This window comes from Pseudomonas sp. URIL14HWK12:I6, from assembly GCF_000514195.1.
GTDB classification, from domain to species: Bacteria; Pseudomonadota; Gammaproteobacteria; order Pseudomonadales; family Pseudomonadaceae; genus Aquipseudomonas; species Aquipseudomonas putida_A.
The window spans coordinates 85,783-105,679 of record NZ_KI911360.1 but is presented as its reverse complement, the minus strand read 5'-3'; the positions used below and the strand labels follow the sequence as shown (position 1 = coordinate 105,679).

At 60.4% G+C, this 19,897-nt stretch carries 18 protein-coding genes and 1 pseudogene; 10 read left to right on the top strand and 9 right to left on the bottom strand.

Annotation, left to right across the window (positions count from 1 at the left end):
• Positions 1-3: 3 nt before the first annotated feature.
• Genes nuoK through nuoN form a run of 4 tightly spaced genes read left to right on the top strand, consistent with a single transcriptional unit; the run spans position 4 to position 5,205 of the window.
• Positions 4-312: an NADH-quinone oxidoreductase subunit NuoK gene (gene nuoK / locus H043_RS0128505; protein WP_003223790.1), complete on the top strand. Its 309-nt coding sequence runs from the start codon at positions 4-6 to the stop codon at positions 310-312.
• Positions 309-2,162: an NADH-quinone oxidoreductase subunit L gene (gene nuoL, locus H043_RS0128500; RefSeq protein WP_007964862.1), complete on the top strand. Its 1,854-nt coding sequence runs from the start codon at positions 309-311 to the stop codon at positions 2,160-2,162. The genes nuoK and nuoL overlap by 4 nt, the downstream gene beginning before the upstream one ends.
• Before the next feature lie 39 nt (positions 2,163-2,201).
• A complete protein-coding gene (gene nuoM, locus H043_RS0128495; protein ID WP_027614661.1) occupies positions 2,202-3,734 on the top strand; it encodes an NADH-quinone oxidoreductase subunit M in 1,533 nt (510 codons plus the stop codon).
• A 7-nt stretch (positions 3,735-3,741) separates the two neighbouring features.
• Positions 3,742-5,205 (top strand): NADH-quinone oxidoreductase subunit NuoN, encoded by a 1,464-nt coding sequence (gene nuoN / locus H043_RS0128490; RefSeq protein WP_027614660.1) that lies wholly within the window; start codon positions 3,742-3,744, stop codon positions 5,203-5,205.
• Between the two features lie 190 nt (positions 5,206-5,395).
• Here the strand turns inward: nuoN and H043_RS0128485 are convergent, their stop codons facing one another.
• The gene (locus H043_RS0128485) at positions 5,396-5,860 is read right to left on the bottom strand and encodes a GNAT family N-acetyltransferase (RefSeq protein ID WP_027614659.1); all 465 of its coding nucleotides are present in this window, start codon (positions 5,858-5,860) and stop codon (positions 5,396-5,398) included.
• A gap of 370 nt (positions 5,861-6,230) precedes the next feature.
• On the opposite strand from H043_RS0128485, the gene H043_RS0128480 reads away from it, so the two are divergent.
• The 4 genes and pseudogenes from H043_RS0128480 to H043_RS30925 all read left to right on the top strand — a co-directional run.
• Complete coding sequence (locus H043_RS0128480; RefSeq protein WP_027614658.1) at positions 6,231-6,581, top strand: toxin; 351 nt, start codon at positions 6,231-6,233, stop codon at positions 6,579-6,581.
• On the top strand, positions 6,571-6,885 hold the full coding sequence (locus tag H043_RS0128475; RefSeq protein WP_027614657.1) for a DNA-binding transcriptional regulator: 315 nt from the start codon (positions 6,571-6,573) through the stop codon (positions 6,883-6,885). The genes H043_RS0128480 and H043_RS0128475 overlap by 11 nt, the downstream gene beginning before the upstream one ends.
• Before the next feature lie 173 nt (positions 6,886-7,058).
• On the top strand, positions 7,059-8,384 hold the full coding sequence (locus H043_RS0128470; protein WP_027614656.1) for an OprD family porin: 1,326 nt from the start codon (positions 7,059-7,061) through the stop codon (positions 8,382-8,384).
• 103 nt (positions 8,385-8,487) lie between these two features.
• A pseudogene (locus H043_RS30925) lies at positions 8,488-8,595 on the top strand (metal ABC transporter ATP-binding protein); the annotation flags it as partial.
• Positions 8,596-8,597: 2 nt separating this feature from the next.
• Here H043_RS30925 and H043_RS30920 read toward each other — a convergent pair.
• From H043_RS30920 to H043_RS0128440, 6 genes are all read right to left on the bottom strand, one after another.
• Positions 8,598-8,720, bottom strand: coding sequence for a hypothetical protein (locus H043_RS30920; RefSeq protein ID WP_256214519.1), 123 nt, complete (start codon positions 8,718-8,720; stop codon positions 8,598-8,600).
• On the bottom strand, positions 8,720-9,052 hold the full coding sequence (locus H043_RS0128460; RefSeq protein ID WP_027614655.1) for a DUF2790 domain-containing protein: 333 nt from the start codon (positions 9,050-9,052) through the stop codon (positions 8,720-8,722). Before H043_RS0128460 ends, H043_RS30920 begins: the two co-directional genes overlap by 1 nt.
• A gap of 66 nt (positions 9,053-9,118) precedes the next feature.
• Entirely contained in the window at positions 9,119-9,319 is a 201-nt protein-coding gene (locus H043_RS0128455) for a co-regulatory protein PtrA N-terminal domain-containing protein (RefSeq protein ID WP_027614654.1), read from the bottom strand.
• Positions 9,320-9,531: 212 nt separating this feature from the next.
• Entirely contained in the window at positions 9,532-12,681 is a 3,150-nt protein-coding gene (locus tag H043_RS0128450; RefSeq protein ID WP_027614653.1) for a CusA/CzcA family heavy metal efflux RND transporter, read from the bottom strand.
• A gap of 15 nt (positions 12,682-12,696) precedes the next feature.
• Positions 12,697-13,890: an efflux RND transporter periplasmic adaptor subunit gene (locus tag H043_RS0128445; protein ID WP_027614652.1), complete on the bottom strand. Its 1,194-nt coding sequence runs from the start codon at positions 13,888-13,890 to the stop codon at positions 12,697-12,699.
• Between the two features lie 49 nt (positions 13,891-13,939).
• The gene (locus H043_RS0128440; RefSeq protein ID WP_027614651.1) at positions 13,940-15,187 is read right to left on the bottom strand and encodes a TolC family protein; all 1,248 of its coding nucleotides are present in this window, start codon (positions 15,185-15,187) and stop codon (positions 13,940-13,942) included.
• Positions 15,188-15,599: 412 nt separating this feature from the next.
• Between H043_RS0128440 and H043_RS0128435 the strand changes: the two genes are divergently transcribed.
• Both H043_RS0128435 and H043_RS0128430 read left to right on the top strand, forming a co-directional pair.
• Complete coding sequence (locus tag H043_RS0128435) at positions 15,600-16,274, top strand: heavy metal response regulator transcription factor (RefSeq protein ID WP_027614650.1); 675 nt, start codon at positions 15,600-15,602, stop codon at positions 16,272-16,274.
• Complete coding sequence (locus tag H043_RS0128430) at positions 16,271-17,710, top strand: heavy metal sensor histidine kinase (RefSeq protein WP_027614649.1); 1,440 nt, start codon at positions 16,271-16,273, stop codon at positions 17,708-17,710. The genes H043_RS0128435 and H043_RS0128430 overlap by 4 nt, the downstream gene beginning before the upstream one ends.
• A 122-nt stretch (positions 17,711-17,832) precedes the next feature.
• Here H043_RS0128430 and H043_RS0128425 read toward each other — a convergent pair whose 3' ends face one another.
• Positions 17,833-19,575, bottom strand: a complete 1,743-nt coding sequence (locus tag H043_RS0128425; protein ID WP_027614648.1) for an ABC transporter substrate-binding protein — start codon at positions 19,573-19,575, stop codon at positions 17,833-17,835.
• A 47-nt stretch (positions 19,576-19,622) separates the two neighbouring features.
• The gene (locus H043_RS0128420; RefSeq protein WP_027614647.1) at positions 19,623-19,895 is read right to left on the bottom strand and encodes a DUF2160 domain-containing protein; all 273 of its coding nucleotides are present in this window, start codon (positions 19,893-19,895) and stop codon (positions 19,623-19,625) included.
• Between the last annotated feature and the right edge of the window lie 2 nt (positions 19,896-19,897).

The window sequence follows — 19,897 nt, the reverse complement described above, 5'->3', positions numbered from 1 at the left end:
GACATGCCTGCTATCCCTCTCGAACATGGTCTGGCCGTTGCCGGCATCCTGTTCTGCCTTGGTCTGGTCGGCCTGATGGTCCGCCGCAACATTTTGTTCGTGTTGATGAGTCTGGAAGTAATGATGAACGCCTCTGCCTTGGCCTTCATCGTTGCAGGCGCCCGTTGGGGCCAACCGGATGGACAGATCATGTTCATCCTGGTGATCAGTCTGGCAGCCGCCGAGGCCAGTATTGGTCTGGCGATCCTGCTGCAACTGTATCGCCGCTTCCACACGCTCGATATCGACGCTGCCAGTGAGATGCGCGGATGAACCTAATCTTTCTGACTTTTGTATTCCCTCTGATCGGTTTCCTGCTGCTGTCGTTCTCCCGTGGACGCTGGTCGGAAAACCTCTCGGCGCTGATCGGCGTGGGTTCCATTGGCTTGTCGGCGATTGTCGCCGCCTACGTCATCTGGCAATTCAACGTCGCGCCGCCCGAAGGCGGTCACTACACCCTGGTGCTGTGGAAGTGGATGGCGGTCGAAGGCTTCAAGCCTGACTTCGCCCTCTACATCGATGGCCTGTCGATCACCATGCTCGGCGTGGTGGTGGGCGTAGGCTTCTTGATCCACCTGTTCGCGTCCTGGTACATGCGCGGCGAAGCGGGTTACTCGCGCTTCTTCTCGTACACCAACCTGTTTATCGCCAGCATGCTGTTCCTGGTACTCGGCGATAACCTGTTATTCCTGTACTTCGGCTGGGAAGGCGTGGGCCTGTGCTCGTACCTGTTGATCGGTTTCTACTACAGCAACCGCAACAACGGTAACGCCGCACTCAAGGCCTTCATCGTGACCCGGATCGGCGACGTGTTCATGGCCATCGGCCTGTTCATCCTGTTCCAGCAAGTGGGCACGCTGAACATCCAGGAACTGCTGGTGCTGGCACCGCAGAAATTCCAGGTCGGCGACTTCTGGATCACCCTGGCGACCCTGATGCTGCTGGGTGGTGCGGTCGGTAAATCGGCGCAACTGCCACTGCAAACCTGGCTCGCGGACGCGATGGCGGGCCCGACCCCGGTGTCGGCACTGATCCACGCTGCAACCATGGTAACTGCCGGTGTCTACCTGATCGCCCGTACCCACGGTCTGTTCACCCTGGCGCCGGAAATCCTCCACCTGGTCGGCATCGTTGGCGGTGTGACGCTGGTTCTCGCAGGTTTCGCCGCACTGGTACAAACCGACATCAAACGTATCCTCGCCTACTCGACCATGAGCCAGATCGGCTACATGTTCCTGGCGCTGGGCGTGGGTGCCTGGGATGGCGCGATTTTCCACCTGATGACCCACGCCTTCTTCAAGGCCCTGCTGTTCCTTGCTTCCGGTGCGGTGATCGTTGCCTGCCACCACGAGCAGAACATCTTCAAGATGGGCGGTCTGTGGAAAAAACTGCCACTGGCCTACGCCAGCTTCATCGTCGGTGGTGCTGCACTGGCCGCCCTGCCACTGGTCACCGCAGGCTTCTACTCCAAGGACGAAATCCTTTGGGAAGCGTTCGCCAGCGGCAACCACGGTCTGCTTTACGCAGGTCTGGTCGGCGCGTTCATGACTTCGCTGTACACCTTCCGCCTGATCTTCATCACGTTCCACGGTGAAGCCAAGACTGAAGCCCACGCCGGTCACGGCATCTCGCACTGGCTGCCACTGTCGGTGCTGATCGTGCTGTCGACTTTCGTCGGCGCCATGATCGTCCCACCGCTGCACGGCGTACTGCCGGAAAGCGTTGGCCATGCCGGTGGCGAAGCCAAGCACAGTCTGGAAATCGCCTCGGGCGCCATCGCCCTGGCCGGTATCCTGCTGGCGGCCCTGCTGTTCCTCGGCAAGCGTCGCTTCGTGACCGCGATCGCCAACAGCGGCATCGGCCGTTTCCTTTCGGCCTGGTGGTTCGCTGCCTGGGGCTTCGACTGGATCTACGACAAACTGTTCGTCAAGCCGTACCTTGCGATCAGCCATGTACTGCGCAGAGACCCGCTCGACCAGACCATCGGTCTGATCCCGCGTATGGCCAAAGGCGGTCACACCGCCCTGAGCCGCACCGAGACCGGTCAACTGCGTTGGTATGCCGCCTCGATGGCTGCTGGTGCCGTGCTGGTAATCGGCGCCATCGTGCTGGTAGCGGTCTGATATGAACCTTGCGAATTTGCGAAAGGAAACGAGCCCGTCATGATTCTGCCTTGGCTAATCCTGATCCCCTTCATCGGCGGCCTGCTGTGCTGGATGGGTGAGCGCTTCGGCGCTACCCTCCCCCGCTGGATTGCGCTGTTGACCATGACCCTGGAACTCGCCCTCGGCCTCTGGCTGTGGGCCCACGGTGACTATTCATTTGCTCCGGCGCCTGGCGCCGATCCGACCTGGGCGCTTGAGTTCAAGCACGTCTGGATCCAGCGCTTCGGCATCAACGTGCATCTGGCCCTCGACGGCCTGTCGCTGTTGATGATCCTGCTGACCGGTCTGCTGGGTATCCTCTCGGTACTCTGCTCGTGGAAAGAGATTCAACGTCACGTTGGCTTCTTCCACCTGAACCTGATGTGGATCCTGGGCGGCGTTGTCGGCGTGTTCCTCGCCCTCGACCTGTTCATGTTCTTCTTCTTCTGGGAAATGATGCTGGTGCCGATGTACTTCCTCATCGCGCTCTGGGGTCACAGTTCTTCGGACGGCAAGAAAACCCGGATCTACGCGGCGACCAAGTTCTTCATCTTCACTCAGGCTTCCGGCCTGATCATGCTGGTGGCGATCCTCGGTCTGGTGCTGGTCAACTTCAACAACACCGGCGTGATTACCTTCAACTACGCCGACCTGTTGAAGACCAAGATGTCGATGACCACCGAGTACATCCTGATGCTCGGCTTCTTCATCGCCTTCGCGGTCAAGCTGCCAGTCGTACCGTTTCACTCCTGGCTGCCTGATGCCCACGCCCAGGCGCCGACTGCCGGTTCCGTCGACCTCGCGGGTATCCTGCTGAAAACCGCCGCCTACGGTCTGCTGCGTTTCGCCCTGCCGCTGTTCCCGAACGCCTCGGCCGAGTTCGCGCCGATCGCCATGACCCTCGGTCTGATCGGGATCTTCTACGGTGCGTTCCTGGCGTTCGCGCAAACCGACATCAAGCGTCTGATCGCCTTCTCGTCCGTTTCCCACATGGGCTTCGTACTGATCGGCATCTACTCCGGCAGCCAACTGGCGCTGCAGGGTGCCGTGATCCAGATGCTGGCGCACGGTCTGTCGGCCGCGGCACTGTTTATCCTCAGCGGTCAGCTGTACGAGCGTCTGCACACTCGTGACATGCGTGAGATGGGCGGTCTGTGGTCGCGTATCGCGTACCTGCCGGCGATCAGCCTGTTCTTCGCCGCCGCCTCGCTGGGTCTGCCGGGTACCGGTAACTTCGTCGGCGAGTTCCTGATCCTGATCGGTACGTTCGCCAGTGCGCCATGGATCACCGCGATTGCCACCTCCGGTCTGGTGTTCGGTTCGGTCTATTCGCTGATCATGATCCACCGTGCCTACTTCGGTCCGTCGAAATCGGATTCGATCCTGCACGGCATGGACGGTCGCGAACTGACCATGGTGCTGGGCCTTGCGGCGCTGCTGATTTACCTCGGCGTCTACCCGCAACCGTTCCTCGACACTTCCGCCGCCACGATGCACGGCGTGCAGCAGTGGCTCGGCACCGCCTTCACTCAACTCGCTTCGGCCCGGTAAGAGCGCTATGGAATTCACGATTCAACACTTTATTGCGCTAGCGCCACTGTTGATCACCAGCCTCACCATTATCGTGGTGATGCTGGCAATCGCCTGGCGCCGCAACCACTCGCAGACCTTCCTGATCTCGGTCGCCGGTCTGAACCTGGCCCTGCTGTCGATCCTGCCAGCCCTGAAAGTCGCGCCTCTGGCCGTGACCCCGTTGCTGCAGATCGACACCTTCGCCTGCCTGTACATGGCGCTGATCCTGGTCGCCACCCTCGCTTGTGTAACCCTCGCCCACGCCTACCTCGGCGATGGCGGTTCGGGTTACCCGGGCAACCGTGAAGAACTGTACCTGCTGATCCTGATGGCCGCCGCCGGTGGTCTGGTTCTGGTCAGCGCGCAGCACCTGGCCGGTTTGTTCATCGGTCTGGAACTGCTGTCGGTGCCGGTCTACGGTCTGGTGGCTTACGCCTTCTTCAACAAGCGTTCGCTGGAAGCCGGCATCAAGTACATGGTGCTGTCGGCGGCCGGTTCCGCGTTCCTGTTGTTCGGTATGGCCCTGCTCTATGCTGACGCCGGCACCCTGAGCTTCAACGGTATCGGTCAGGCCCTGGCCACCACCAACCTGCCGAGCTCGCTGGCTCAGTTGGGTCTGGGCATGATGCTGATCGGTCTGGCGTTCAAGCTGTCGCTGGTACCGTTCCACCTGTGGACGCCGGACGTGTACGAAGGTGCTCCGGCGCCGGTCGCCGCGTTCCTCGCCACGGCGTCGAAGGTTGCCGTGTTTGCGGTGATGGTGCGTCTGTTCCAGATCTCCCCTGCCGCGAGCAGTGGCGTGCTGAGCGACGTACTGAGCGTGATCGCCGTCGCCTCGATCCTGTTCGGTAACCTGCTGGCTCTGACCCAGAGCAACCTCAAGCGTCTGCTCGGTTACTCGTCCATTGCGCACTTCGGCTACCTGCTGATTGCCCTGGTGGCGAGCAAGGGTCTGGCGGTGGAAGCCATCGGCGTGTATCTGGTCACCTACGTGATCACCAGCCTTGGCGCCTTCGGCGTGATCACCCTGATGTCCTCGCCGTACAATGGCCGTGACGCCGACGCGCTGTACGAGTACCGCGGCCTGTTCTGGCGCCGTCCGTACCTGACCGCGGTACTGACCGTGATGATGCTGTCGCTGGCCGGTATCCCGCTGACTGCCGGCTTCATCGGCAAGTTCTACATCATCGCCACCGGTGTCGAGTCGCATCAATGGTGGCTGGTCGGTTCGCTGGTACTGGGCAGCGCCATCGGCGTGTTCTACTACCTGCGTGTGATGGTCACCCTGTACCTGATCGAACCGAACCTGCGCCGCCACGACGCCCAGCTGCACTGGGAACAGAAGGCAGGCGGCGTAATGCTGCTGGCCATCGCCGTGGTCGCGTTCTTCCTCGGTGTGTACCCGCAGCCATTGCTGACTCTGGTTCAGCAGGCGGGTCTGGCGGGCTGATATTCGGCTGGCTGGAAACGGAAACGGCACCTTCGGGTGCCGTTTTTGTTTTAAGGATTCTATGTAGCAACAAATAACCTGTGGCGAGGGAGCTTGCTCCCGCCAGGACGCGAAGCGGCCCCGCTGTTCAGCTGAGAAGCGGGGCCTGCTACGCAGTCCAGCGGGAGCAAGCTCCCTCGCCACAATGGCATCACAGTTTCTTCACCATCGGTACACACGCCAGTTGCAGACCCGAAGGTGATTGGTAGATCGCACTCCCCTCCCCGACGTAACCGCAGCGCCGGTAAAAATCGGCAGCGTTCAACGTTGCGTCCAGACACACCTCGGTCAGCCCGAGATCCCGCGCCAAATCCTCCAGAAACAACAGAACACGCTTGCCCAGCCCACGCTGCATGAAATCCGGGCGAATGAAGATCGCGCCGATCTCCCGATGCTCCAGATCGAGCATGCCGGTTGCCACGGGTTCACCCTCAATGCAGCCCAGATAGAAATGCTTTTGCATCAGCGTGTCGTAACCGTCTTCAGCCGAGCCCTTGGTCCAGTCGTGCATTTGCTGCTCGGTGTAGGCACCGATGCATTGATGCCTGATCGCCAAGCGTCGTATGTCGAATGCGGTTTGGGCGTCATTCGCGGTGGCTCTTCTGATGTCGAACATTTCTCTCTCCTTGAGCCATGTGCGGACGGGGCATGAAAAAGCCCCGTCCATGGCTGGCGGGGCTTTGGGTAACACGTCAAATGACAAACACGTATGACCTCATGGCCCGCCGGAAGCGGTCATGGAGGAGCACATCATGTTCATTCGAAGTTGGACAGTCATGGGGCGATAGTGCTGCGGATTGTTCCGACACGTCAATTGCTAAGCCTCCTCTCTACTCAATCGAACGTTCTCACCACACTCGTCGATTCGTCCTACAGGTGTTTTTACGACCGGAGTCTACCGTTCAAAAAGGGACGAAAAGGACGGCCTGGAGGCCTTGACCGATTCGATTATCGAGACAAGACTATACGTAGGTAACGTACAGAACATGGATGCTCTATTTATCGAATTGCCTGTGTTTCAGAAGCACCGAGACGACTATCTGGATGACGATCTGTTTCGCAGCTTTCAATTGGAATTGCTGAAAAATCCGGAAGCGGGCGATCTCATCGAGGACACAGGCGGGCTTCGTAAAATTCGCTTCAGCGACCAACGAAGAGGGAAAGGCAAGCGCAGCGGATTACGAGTGATTTATTACTGGTGGTCAGGCTTCGATCAGTTCTGGCTCTTTACCGTCTTCAACAAAAACGAGCAGGACGATTTGACGCCTGCCCAGAAAAAGCTTTTCAGAAAAACACTGGATAGAGAACTCAACGCGAGAAGCCACTATGAAACGTGACATTTTTTCCGAACTGATGGATGGACTGGAAGCACTGGCCGATGAACGCCAAGGCAAAATCACCTTGCGTACCCATAAGGTTCAGCTGCCAAAACTGATGCCGATCACTGCTGAGGAAGTGATAGCCATCCGTCAGCAACTTAATCTTTCCCGGTCAGTATTCGCGATGTATCTACGCACCAACACGCGCACGCTCGAAAACTGGGAGCAAGGACGAGCTACGCCCAATGCTCAGGCCACAACCCTGATCCGTCTGGTCGAGCGTTTTCCACAGACAATCGAACAACTCGCAGCCCTGACCTGACACGGGGTTTTGATTCCAGCCACATGACGAAATTGTAATTCCCCCATCACCTTGGCGTTATCCGCAGCTTGCAACGATGTGACCCGGCGACCAATGCCGGCGGGCCCTGCCCCGCCGAACAATAAAACCACGCCGACGCACGTTCCCGTTCTGCCGAACCCAAGGAGTGTTTGATGGTTAACAATACAAAAATGTCGATGGCCGCTTTAGCGGTGGTGGTCGGCTCCGGGCCGTCCATGGTGTTTGCAGAAGACAAGCCCGAAGGCTTTGTCGAAGGCAGCCGCCTGACGGTGCTCAACCGCAACTTCTACTTCAATCGTGATCATCGCAACGGCCAGTCCAGCCCTACCGGCAACGGTTATTCCGAAGCCTGGGCGCATGCGGTGATCAGCAAGTTCGAATCCGGTTTCACCCAAGGCACCGTTGGGGTCGGTGTCGATGCATTTGCCATGCTCGGCTTGAAACTCGACACCGGTGACGGCCGCAACGGCGGGCGCAGTTCGTTCGATGTGCTGCCGGTCAACCGTGACGGCCAGGCGCGGGATGAATACACCAAGGTCGGTGGCGCCGCCAAAGTGCGGGCCTTCGATACCGTGGTCAAGGTCGGTGATGTGTTCCCGGCCAACCCGGTGGTGGCCGCAGGTGATTCGCGCCTGCTGCCGGAAAGCTTTCGCGGGGTGACGGCGAGCAACACCAGCATCGACGGTCTGTCGATTCAGGGCGGTCGTTTGCATGCGATGAGCCAACCGGTGTCCAGCGACATGCGCGAAAATTTCGCCACGTTCTACGCCGGCCCGGTCAACTCGCCGTGGATCGCTTACGGCGGCGGCGACTATGTGCTGAACAAGAACCTCAGTTTCAGCCTGTATTCCAGTCGCCTCAAGGACACCTGGAACCAGTATTACGCCGGCACCGCATGGACCTATCCACTGTCGGACGAGTTGTCGTTGTTCGGTGGTCTGAACTATTACAAGGCAGTCGATGAAGGCAAACAACTGCTCGGCGAATTCGACAACAACATCTGGAGCGGCCGCGTAGGCGTAAAACTCGGCGCGCATTCCGTCGCCCTCTCCCACCAGCGCAACAACGGCAACGACGACTTCGATTACCTGCGCCAGTCGGACTCGATCTTCCTCGACAACTCGATCCAGTACAGCGACTTCAACTCGCCGAAAGAACGTTCGTGGATGGTGCGTTATGACCTCGACATGAGCGCTTATGGCGTGCCGGGTCTGTCGTTCATGACCCGTTACGCGCGCGGCACCGACGCCGACTATTCCAACGCCAACGCCGTGTACATGCGCCGCGATGCCGAAGGCAATCCGCTGACCGACCAGAAGCGCTGGGAGCGCGACATCGAAGTCAAATACGTGGTGCAGAGCGGTTCGATGAAAGACCTGTCACTGCGTTTGCGCCAGGCCACCACCCGTGCCACGGCGTTCGAGTCGGATCTGGATGAAGTGCGGGTGATCGTCGAGTATCCGTTGGCGATTCTCTGAGTTTCCCCGAGCAATACCATTCACCTTTAGAAGCTCCTTGCTCCTTTGGTCAGAGGTGAATTTTTTGGCGCCCTTCGGGGCGCCTTTTTTATGCCTTTCCGAAATCACGCCGCAGAAAACTGTGGGAGCGGGCTTGCTCGCGAAGGGGCCATGTCAGTCAACATCAGTGCTGAATGACACACCGCTTTCGCGAGCAAGCCCGCTCCCACAGGGTTATGCGCTGGCTTCGACGTTATCCAGTGCCTTGCTCACCGCCAATTCGCCAAGCATGACCACCTGCGCAATCCTCAGCAGCGCATTGCGACCCGGGTTTGAAATACAAAACGTCTGGCTCATCAGCCACCGCTATTGCGGCACACGCCTGCCACGCTGTACTTGAGCGTATTGAGCTGCCCTTGCGAGTCTTCGTAGGTCATGGCAGTAGGAACCACCGAGCAGGCAGGTTGCGGCTTCACCACGCTGACGATTTTCACCACGTCGAGCTTCATCCCGTATTCGTATTCCTTGACCACCGGCGCCGCTTTGCCGCGCTCGGCGGCGTATTGCTCCATGGCTTTGGCGTTGGCGCTGAAAGCACGTTCGAAAGTGCGATCGCCGCCGCCTTCAGCCAGTGCATTTACCGACATCGCCATGACGCTGGCGAAGGTCATCCATTTGATCAACTGCATGTTTACTCCTCCGTAAAAAAGCCCGGCATCGGCACACGACAACGGGCTTGTTCCAGTGCGCCGGGCTTACAGGTCTTTGGTGCTGGCGTCTTTCTTCTCGTTGACGACGACCGGGTCGCGGGCCTGTTCCTTGGCCACGAACAGCTCAACGGCGCGATCATTGGCGGTCATCATGCGGTCGAAGGTGCGGTCACCACCGCCTTCGGCCATGGCCAGTGACGACAGCATCAGGGCGGTTGCGAAGGTGCTGAGTTGGGCGAATTTCATGGTTGATTCCTCGTTTAAGTAACTGACGGGATCAAAGTAACAAGGCGCACCTTTCGTGACGGTGGCGGGGGAATTACATATCCGTTATCTGCCGGATCAGTGCACGGAACCCATGTGGGAGCGGGCTTGCTCGCGAAAGCGGTGTGTCATCCAACATTGATGTCGACTGACACGGCCTCTTCGCGAGCAAGCCCGCTCCCACAAGGGATCACCTATTCAGACGGTACGGTGTCCTCATCCCGGCGATGGGCGATCTGGTACAGCGCGGGCAAGATCAGCAACGTGAGGATCGTCGAGGACAGAATCCCGCCGATCACCACCGTCGCCAGTGGCCGCTGCACTTCGGCACCGGTGCCGGTTGCCAGCGCCATCGGAATAAACCCCAGCGACGCCACCAGCGCGGTCATCAACACTGGCCGCAAACGCGTCAGCGCACCTTCGTGGATCGCATCGGATAGAGAACGCCCTTCCTCGCGCAAATTGCGAATAAACGCGATCATCACCAAACCGTTGAGCACCGCCACCCCGGACAACGCGATAAACCCCACGCCAGCGGAAATCGACAACGGAATATCCCTCAGCCACAGCGCCATCACCCCGCCGGTCAAGGCAAACGGAATCCCGGTAAACACCAGCAAGCCGTCCTTCAGATTGTTGAACATCATGAACAGCAAGCCGAACACCAGCAGCAACGCCACCGGCACCACGATCTGCAAGCGCTTGGCCGCCGATTGCAGTTGTTCGAACTGCCCGCCCCAACTGGTCCAGTAACCGGCCGGCACCTGCACCTCGCGCTCGATCAGCGCACCGGCCTCGCTGACGAACGAGCCGATATCCCGCCCGCGCACGTTGGCGCTGACGATCACCAGACGCTTGCCGTTTTCGCGGCTGACCTGGTTCGGCCCGAGCACCAGATCGAGGCTGGCGACGTCCTTCAGCGCGATAAACCCGATCTGATTCGCCGCACCGCTCAGCGCCGGCACCGGAATCAGCAACGCCGACAAGCCGTCGATGTCCTTGCGCATGGCATCGGACAAACGCACCACCATGTCGAAGCGCCGATCGCCTTCGTACAAGGTGCCGGCCTGACGCCCGCCCACTGCCACAGCGATGGTGTCCTGCACATCGCCAACGTTGAGGCCATAACGCGCCGCCTTGTCGCGGTCGATGTTGATGGTCAGCACCGGCAAACCGGTGGTCTGCTCGACTTTCACTTCAGAGGCGCCGTTGACCTTTTGCATCGCCGCCGCGATCTTCGCTGCCGTGGCGTTGAGCACGTCCATGTCATCGCCGAACACCTTCACCGCGACATCGCTGCGCACACCGGAGATCAGTTCGTTGAAGCGCAACTGGATTGGCTGCGACAGTTCATAGTTGCTGCCCGGCAACGTCGCGGCGGCTTGTTGCAACTCGGCCATCAGGGTTTCGCGGGACTTGTTCGGGTCTGGCCATTGATCCTTCGGTTTGAGCATCACGTAGCTGTCGGAGATGTTCGGCGGCATCGGATCGGAGGCGATTTCCGCCGTACCGGTGCGGGCGAACACCCGTTCAACCTCCGGCACTTTGGCCAGGATCAGCGTCTCCAAACGCTGCTGCATGCCCACCGATTGCGTCAGGCTGGTGCCCGGTACGCGCAACGCTTGCAGGGCGAAATCGCCTTCACTGAGGCTCGGCACAAACTCGCTGCCCATGCGGCTGGTGAGCACGCCGCTGAGCACGATCACCCCCAACGCCGCGCCCACGGCCACCGTGCGATGGGCCATGACCCAGGCCAGCGCCGGCGCATACACCCGACGTGCACCGCGCATCACCACGCCCTCTTCTTCCTTGACCTTGCCGGTGACGAACATCGCAATCGCTGCCGGCACGAAGGTCACCGACAACAACATGGCACCGAGCAACGCGATGACCACGGTGAACGCCATCGGGTGGAACATTTTCCCTTCGACGCCGCTCAACGCGAAGATCGGCAGGTACACCACCATGATGATCAACTGGCCGAAAATCAGCGGTCGGCGCGCCTCTTTCGCCGCCGCGAACACTTCCTTGAAACGCTCGGCACGAGTCAGCAAACGGCCGTGATGCTGCTGTGCGTGAGCCAACCGGCGCAGGGTGTTTTCGACGATCACCACCGCACCGTCGACGATGATGCCGAAGTCCAGCGCGCCGAGGCTCATCAGGTTGGCGCTGACTTTGTTGCTGAACATGCCAGTGAAGGTGAACAGCATCGACAGCGGAATCACCATCGCCGTAATCAGCGCGGCGCGGATGTTGCCGAGGAACAGGAACAGAATCGCGATCACCAGAATCGCGCCTTCGATCAGGTTCTTTTTCACTGTGGCGATGGCTTTGTCGACCAGGTGCGTGCGGTCATAGACCGGCACGGCGATCACGCCTTGCGGCAGGGATTTATTGATCTGTTCCAGCTTGCTGGCCACCGCTTGCGAAACGGTGCGGCTGTTTTCGCCGATCAGCATGAACACCGTACCCAGCACCACTTCGCGACCGTTTTCGGTGGCCGCACCGCTGCGCAGTTCGCGGCCGATTTCCACCGTGGCGACGTTCTTCACCCGGATCGGCGTGCCGTCGACATTGGCCATGACGATGTTGGCGATGTCCTCGGTGCTCGCCACTTGCCCCGGCGCGCGGATCAGCAACTGCTCGCCGCTGCGCTCGATGTAGCCGGCGCCAACGTTGGCGTTGTTGCGCTCCAGCGCCGTGACCAGATCGGTGAGGGTGAGCTTGTACGCGGCAAGGCGTTTCGGGTCCGGCGCGATCTGATATTCCTTGGCAAAACCACCGATGGTGTTGATCTCGGCGACGCCCGGCACGTTGCGCAATTGCGGCTTGATGATCCAGTCCTGAATCACCCGCAGATCGGTCGGCGTGTAGGCGCTGCCGTCGTCCTTCAGCGCGCCCTCCTGGGCTTCCACCGTCCACAGAAAGATCTCGCCGAGGCCGGTGGAAATCGGCCCCATCACCGCCTCCGCGCCTTCGGGCAATTGCTCCTTGGCGATCTGCAGACGCTCGTTGACCAGTTGGCGGGCGAAGAACAGGTCGGTGCCGTCCTTGAAGATCACCGTGACCTGCGACAGCCCCGAACGCGACAGCGAGCGGGTCTGCTCCAGCGCCGGCAAACCGGCCATCGCGGTTTCAATCGGGAAAGTGATGCGCTGCTCGGTTTCCAGCGGTGAGAACCCGGCGGCGCCGGTGTTGATCTGCACCTGGACGTTGGTGATGTCGGGCACGGCGTCGATCGGCAGTTTCTGATAACTGGCGATGCCGAGGCCGGCCATGAGCAGAACGGCAAGCAGCACGATGATGCGCTGCTCGATGGCAAACTGGATCAGGCGTTCGAACATGGGAACCTTCCAGAATTAATGACTGTGCTCGGCTGAGGCTTTGCCCAGCTCCGACTTGAGGACGAAGCTGCCGGCGCTGGCGACTTGCACGCCCGGTTCCAGCCCTTGGGTGACTTCCACGTGGCCTGCGGCACGGCTGCCCAGTTCCACCGCCTGCGCCTTGAAGCCGTCGTCGGTACGCACGAACACCGTGGGTTTGTCCTCGACGGTCTGGATCGCGGTTTCCGGCACGGCGACTTTGGCCTGGCGGCTGTCGGTGGCGACCCGCGCGGTGACGAACAGCCCCGGACGCCATGAGCCCTGCGGGTTTTCCAGCGTCACGCGCACGGTCGCGGTGCGCGTTTGTTCGCCGAGCAGGCTGCCGACGTACGCCACGCTGCCGGTCACTTCGGCCTTCAGTTCAGGCGCGCTGACGGTGACGGGTTTGCCCACCTGCACCTGGGTCAGATCCTTGGGCGAGACACCGAACGTGACCCACACCCGCGACAGATCCGAGAGGGTGAATGCGGCAGTGGTTTCATCAACCACCTCGCCCGGCGTCAGGTGTTTTTCCACCACTACGCCGTCGAATGGCGCGCGCAGTTCGTAGCGATTGCCACCGGTGGCGACCACGCTGCCGCTGAGCACACTGATTTTCTGCCGGGCGTTGTTCATGGCGATTTCCGCCTCTTCCAGCGCCTGCTTCGCTTGGAGGAAATCCTGCTCGGCGGAGATCTTGTCCTGCCACAGTTTTTTCTCGCGCTCGTAGGTGGTGCGCGCCAACGCCAGGCGACGTTGCGCGGCCGCCTGTTCGCTGCGCTGATCGGAGATCTGCTGACTGGCGATCACCGCCAGCAACTGGCCCTTCTTCACGGTTTGCCCGAGGTTGACCGCCACCGACTCGACCACCCCCGGCACGCGCGGCACGACGTGTGCCGTGCGGTCCTCGTCGAAGCGCACTTCGCCGGGAAACGACAAGCCGAGACTGATGCTTTGCGCCCGGGCCTCGGCCAGTTGAATGCCTGCGGCGGCGATCTGCTCGGCGCTCAATTCGATGTGGCCTTCTTCGGCATGTTCGCCTTCGGCGGCAGCGCCCTCCTCGGCGTGATCGGCATGTTCGGAAGCCTCATCGGCATGCGCGTCGATATTTGAATTGGCCGGCCACAGCGAACCGAGGCCAATGCCTAGCGCCAGGGTCGCCACCGCGACCACCATCAGTTTTTTATCCATGGAAACTCCTCTGCGCCGTGCCATCGCGCAGTTGTCTGAAAAGTGAAATTCAAGGGCTGACGCTGAGGTCGCCGAAGATCCGTTCGAGGCGCACGCGGGCCTCGGTCGCCTCGCTGACGGCCTGGATGTATTGGCTGCGCGCGGCAATCAGGGTGCGTTGGGCATCGAGCACATCGAGGAAGCCGAACTTGCCCATTTCGAAACCGCGTGTGGCGCTGTCCACTGCGCTTTGTGCGGCAGGCAGGATGGTCTGGTTGAACGCGTTGACTTCGCCGTTGGCGGTCTGCCATTGCTCAAGGCTGGTCTGGACTTCGGTGCGCAAACGCAGCTCGGTGGCGTTGCGCAGATCCCGCGCCTGATCGCTGCGCCGTGCGGCGGCGAGCACGTTGCCCTGATTGCGGTTGAACAGCGGAATCGGCATCGACAGCCCAACCACGTTGACCCGTTCGCGCTCGGTTTCGCTGTACTGGCTGCCGATGCTCACGGTCAGATCAGGAATGCGCTGGGACTTTTCCAGGCCCAACGAGGCTTCGCGCTGATCGATCTGCAGTTTCGCCAGACGCAGCTCGGCAGTCTGGTTCAGACGCTCGAGCAAACGGCCGGGTGGTGGCAGCGTGGCGAGGGTTTGCGTGGCGGCCTGGACGTTGGTCGAGGTCGGCAACGGTGCGCCCATGACTTGCGCCAGTTGCTGATAGGCGTTGGCCTGATCGCGCTCGGCGCGGCTCACCTCCAGGCGCACTTCCGAGAGCTGCACCTGTGCTCGCGTACCTTCGACCGGCGACGATTTACCGGCCTCGATCCGCCCCTGAGCAACGCGCACACCGTGCTCGGCCAGTTGCAGCGACTGGCGCGCCAGCTGCAAGCGTTGCTGCGCGGTTTGCGCGCTGTTGAACGCCTGGAACACATCGGCGCGCAAGGCATTGCGCTTGCGCTCCAGCTCGATGCCGGCGGCGTCCTGCGCACGGCTGGCGACATCGATGCGCGCACCGCGTTTACCGCCCAGCTCAATCGGCTGGCTGAGCATCACCGTGGTGGTGCGCGAGTTGCGCCGGGTGTCTTCGGCCTCCCACGACACCTCGGGATTGGGGATCAGGCCGGCCTGCTGGCGATCGCCCTCGGCAATACCGATTTCCCATTGCGCGGCAGCGAGATCGGGGTTGCCGGCGAAAGCACTTTGCAGCGCCTGATCCAGTGTCAGGGTCGATGCGCTGGCCAGGCTGCTGCTCGCCAGCAACAAGAGGCCGCTGGCGGTTTTGTTCAGGCGTGATCGCGCCGTCAGTTCGATTAAACCGGGCAATGGAGGACTTCCTTTAATTCAGGATTTTTCGATGCCGCCACGTTAGGGTTTTGAACTTATCGACAAGGTGACTGGAACATTACAAATCCGTTATCCACGGTTCAGCAAAGTTGTTTTGTTCTAGGATGCGAAGTGCAAAAGGCTTTGCCGCAATACATGGAAACAAATACTCAGTAGTTATCTGCCGAACAGCACTTGCCTGAATGAAATACATGTCTGCTGGCGCATTCAGGCTGCGACAGGCTGTCGCGGATGGCCGTTTTAAAGGCCTCCAAGATTGACCCTGTAGCCACTACAGCCTTTACCGTATTCGTCATTCAGTTATTGAACAGCGTCCGGAAGACCTTACAAAAACCATAACTTTCCCGGCCACCTTAATTAAATGTCCCTTAAATAAAAGTGGTGATAGATCATGCGAATCCTTGTCGTTGAGGACGAGCTTAAAGCTGCCGAATACTTGCATCAGGGTTTGACCGAAAGTGGTTATATCGTTGATCACGCCGCCACCGGTGCCGATGGATTGCATCTGGCGCAACAGCAGGCTTATGACCTGATTATTCTCGACGTGAACCTGCCGGAACTGGACGGCTGGGGTGTGCTGGAGCAACTGCGCCGCACCCACTCGACGCGGGTGATGATGCTCACCGCGCGCGGGCGGCTGGCGGACAAGATTCGCGGTCTGGACCTGGGCGCCGACGACTACCTGGTCAAGCCGTTCGAGTTTCCCGAACTGCTGGCGCGGGTCCGCACCCTGATGCGCCGCAGCGAAAACATACCAGTGCCGCAGGTGTTGAAAGTCGCTGATCTGGAACTGGATCCGGGCCGGCATCGGGCGTTTCGGGGTGCGCAGCGCATCGACCTGACCACCAAGGAATTCGCCCTGCTGCACTTGTTGATGCGCCAGTCCGGCGAGGTGCTGACCCGTACGCAGATCATCTCGCTGGTGTGGGACATGAATTTCGACTGCGACACCAACGTAGTCGAAGTGTCGATCCGGCGCTTGCGGGCGAAAATCGATGACCCGTTCGACAACAAGCTGATCCACACCCTGCGCGGTGTCGGCTACGTGCTGGAGGCGCGCGAATGAAGCCGGCCAGCCTGTCGATGCGCCTTGGTTTGACGGTGAGTATTCTCGGCGCGCTGTTGGTGGTGTTCCTGGCGATCCTCGCCTATTTCGCCCTGACCCATGAGCTGAATGCGCTGTCTCGCGACAGCCTGCAAAAGAAGATGGCGCAGGTCGAGCACAGCCTGTCGCTGTACGTCGACACCAACGAAGTCAGTGGCAAGCCGCACATTCTGCTCGATCAGGTCATGGGCCATGACAACCTGACGCTGACGATTTACGAGCGCTCGAATCTGCGTTCGCCGCTGCTCAAATCCGGCACGGGTCTGACCGATCCACGGGTGGAACTCAGAGCTGTTCGCGGGACCACCGATCAACTGACCTACAGCGACAGCAGCGATGCCGAAGGCGCGAAGTTCCTCACCGCGTCGAAGCTGATTCGCCTCAAGGACGGCAGCAGCGTGCCGGTGCTGCTGTCGATGGACAACGCGCATGACCAGGCGCTGCTCAGCGCCTATCTGCGCTCGACGCTGATTGCCTTGCCGCTGTTGCTGGTGTTCATCGGCCTGACGGCGTGGGGCGCGGTGCAGCGTGGATTGGCGCCGCTGCGCGAGTTTCGCAAAGTGGCGGCGAGGGTCTCGACGCAGGATCTGGAGCATCGGCTGTCGGTGGTGAACATGCCGCAGGAGTTGAGCGAACTGGCGCAGGGCATCAACTTCATGCTGCATCGACTGGATGCCGGGGTGCAGCAGTTGTCACAGTTCTCCGATGACCTGGCGCATGAGTTGCGTACGCCGATCAACAATTTGATGGGCAAGGCGCAGGTGACCTTGTCCCGCGAACGCACGACCGAGGAATACAAGGATGTGCTGGTGTCCTGCACCGAGGAACTGGAGCGGGTAGCGCGGATTGTTTCGGACATGTTGTTTCTCGCGCAGGTAAGTCATCCGTCGGCGCTGGCGCCGTTTGAAGCGGTGGCGCTGGAGGCGGAAGCGGCGAAGGTCGCGGAGATGTTTTCGCTGGCGGCGCAGGACAAGCAGATTCATTTGAACGTTGTTGGCAGCGCATCAGTGTTGGGCGATCGGCTGATGATCCAGCGGGCGATTTCCAATCTGCTGTCGAATGCGCTGCGTCATTGCCCGAACGGCAAAACCATCACCTTGCTGATCGAGCAAGGCGCGACGCAGGCTTCACTGCTGGTCAGCAATCCCGGCACCGGCATCGAGGCGCAACACCTGCCGCACCTGTTCGACCGCTTCTACCGCGTCGACAGCGCCCGCTCGCGCTCACAGGGCAGCACCGGGCTGGGACTGGCAATCGTGCGCTCGATCATGAGCCTGCATCAGGGGGTGGCGGAGGTGAAGAGCTTGCCAGGTGTCATGACCGTATTCCGCCTCGGTTTTCCCGCGGCGACCCCCATGGCCCCATCGCTTGCAGGCAAGCTCCCACAGGGACAGTAGTCATTCACAAAATATGTGGACGCCGCCAAAACCTGTGGGAGCGAGCTTGCTCGCGAAAGCGGTAGATCAGGCAACAAAAAAACGGCACCTTACGGTGCCGTTTGCCTTTCACACATCAACCATCACTTACGCGCATCCGCCCACGATTTCAGCAGTTCGTTGTAGCTCACGGTCTCGCCCTTCGGCTTCTCGTTGGCCAGTTTCGGTTTCGGTGCGCCTGGCTGGTCGAACCAGTACTGTGCGTCGCGCTCCGGGTTCATTTTCGGGGCGCATACTGCTTGCGCCTTGGAGCGTTCGAGGCGCGACATGATCGCGTCCTGATCCTTGGCCAGGCCGTCCAGCGCCTGTTGCGGAGTCTTCTCGCCGCTGGCCGCTTCGGCGATGTGGCTCCACCACAATTGCGCCAAGCGCGGATAGTCCGGCACGTTGGTGCCGGTCGGGGTCCATTGCACGCGGGCCGGGCTGCGGTAGAACTCGACCAGGCCACCGAGTTTCGGCGCCAGATCAGTCATCGCCTGCGAGTTGATGTCCGACTCGCGGATCGGCGTCAGGCCGACAATGGTTTTCTTCAGCGACACGGTTTTCGAGGTGACGAATTGCGCGTACAGCCACGCCGCGAGCTTCTGCTTCTCAGGCGTGGATTTCATGAACGTCCACGAACCCACGTCCTGATAGCCGAGCTTCATGCCCTCTTCCCAATACGGCCCGCGCGGCGACGGTGCCATGCGCCATTTCGGCGTGCCGTCGGCGTTGACCACCGGCAGGCCCGGTTTGGTCATGTCGGCGGTGAACGCGGTGTACCAGAAAATCTGCTGAGCGATGTTGCCTTGGGACGGCACCGGGCCGGACTCGGAGAAGGTCATGCCCGCCGCTTCCGGTGGCGCGTAGGCCTTGAGCCAGTCGACGTATTTCTGCGTGGCGAACACCGCCGCCGGGCCGTTGGTGTCGCCGCCGCGGGTCACACTGGAACCAACCGGATGGCAGTCCTCGACGCGAATCCCCCACTCGTCCACCGGCAAGCCGTTGGGCAGGCCCTTGTCGCCGCCACCGGCCATGGAGAACCAGGCATCGGTGAAGCGCCAGCCGAGCGACGGGTCTTTCTTGCCGTAGTCCATGTGGCCGTAGACGCGTTTGCCGTCGATTTCCTTGACGTCTTCGCTGAAGAATTTGGCGATGTCTTCATAGGCCGACCAGTTCACCGGCACGCCCAATTCGTAGCCGTACTTTTCCTTGAATTTGGCTTTCAAGTCCGCGCGTTCGAACCAGTCGGCGCGGAACCAGTACAGGTTGGCGAACTGCTGGTCGGGCAGTTGATAGATCTTGCCATCCGGCGCGGTGGTGAACGAGATGCCGATGAAGTCCTTGATGTCGAGGGTCGGCGAGGTGAAGTTCTTGCCTTCGTTGGCCATCAGGTCAGTGATCGATTCGGTTTTGCCGTAGCGAAAGTGCGTGCCGATCAAGTCCGAGTCGTTGACCCAGCCGTCGTAGATATTCTTGTCCGACTGCATCACCGTCTGCATTTTTTCCACCACGTCGCCTTCTTGCAGCAGGTCGTGGGTGAGCTTGATCCCGGTGATTTCGGTGAAGGCCTTGGCCAGCACCTTGGACTCGTATTCGTGGGTGGTCAAGGTCTCGGAAACCACTTTGATTTCCATGCCGCGAAACGGCTCGGCGGCCTTGATGAACCACTTCAATTCTTCGAGCTGCTGATCGGCCGTCAGGGTCGACGGCTTGAACTCGCTGCCGATCCATTTTTTCGCAGCGTCTTCATAGGCATCGGCCCAGGCAGATGCGCTCAAACCGCTGAGTGCCAGCAAGGCTGCCAATGAAATGCTATGTCGCAGCTTATTGTTTTTGTCGAACATAGAGACCTCCAGTTTGAGTTACGGAGCACGATTGCCGAGCGACTCGACTAGCCCCAGCGCATCACAACCAACAGCCACACCAGAGACAGCGCGGACGCTACCCAGATGCTCCAGTCGGTGACGCCGATTACCAGCAGATGCAGGTAGGCGCTGCCGAGAAGACCGATGAACAAGCGATCGCCACGGGTGGTGGCAATCGGCAGAAAACCGCGTCGCAGGATGCTCGGCGAGCGCAATTCCCAGGTGGTCATGCCCACCAGCAACAGGCCGATGGCGATAAAGAACCCCGCCGTGGGGGTGGTCCAGCTCATCCATTCCATCA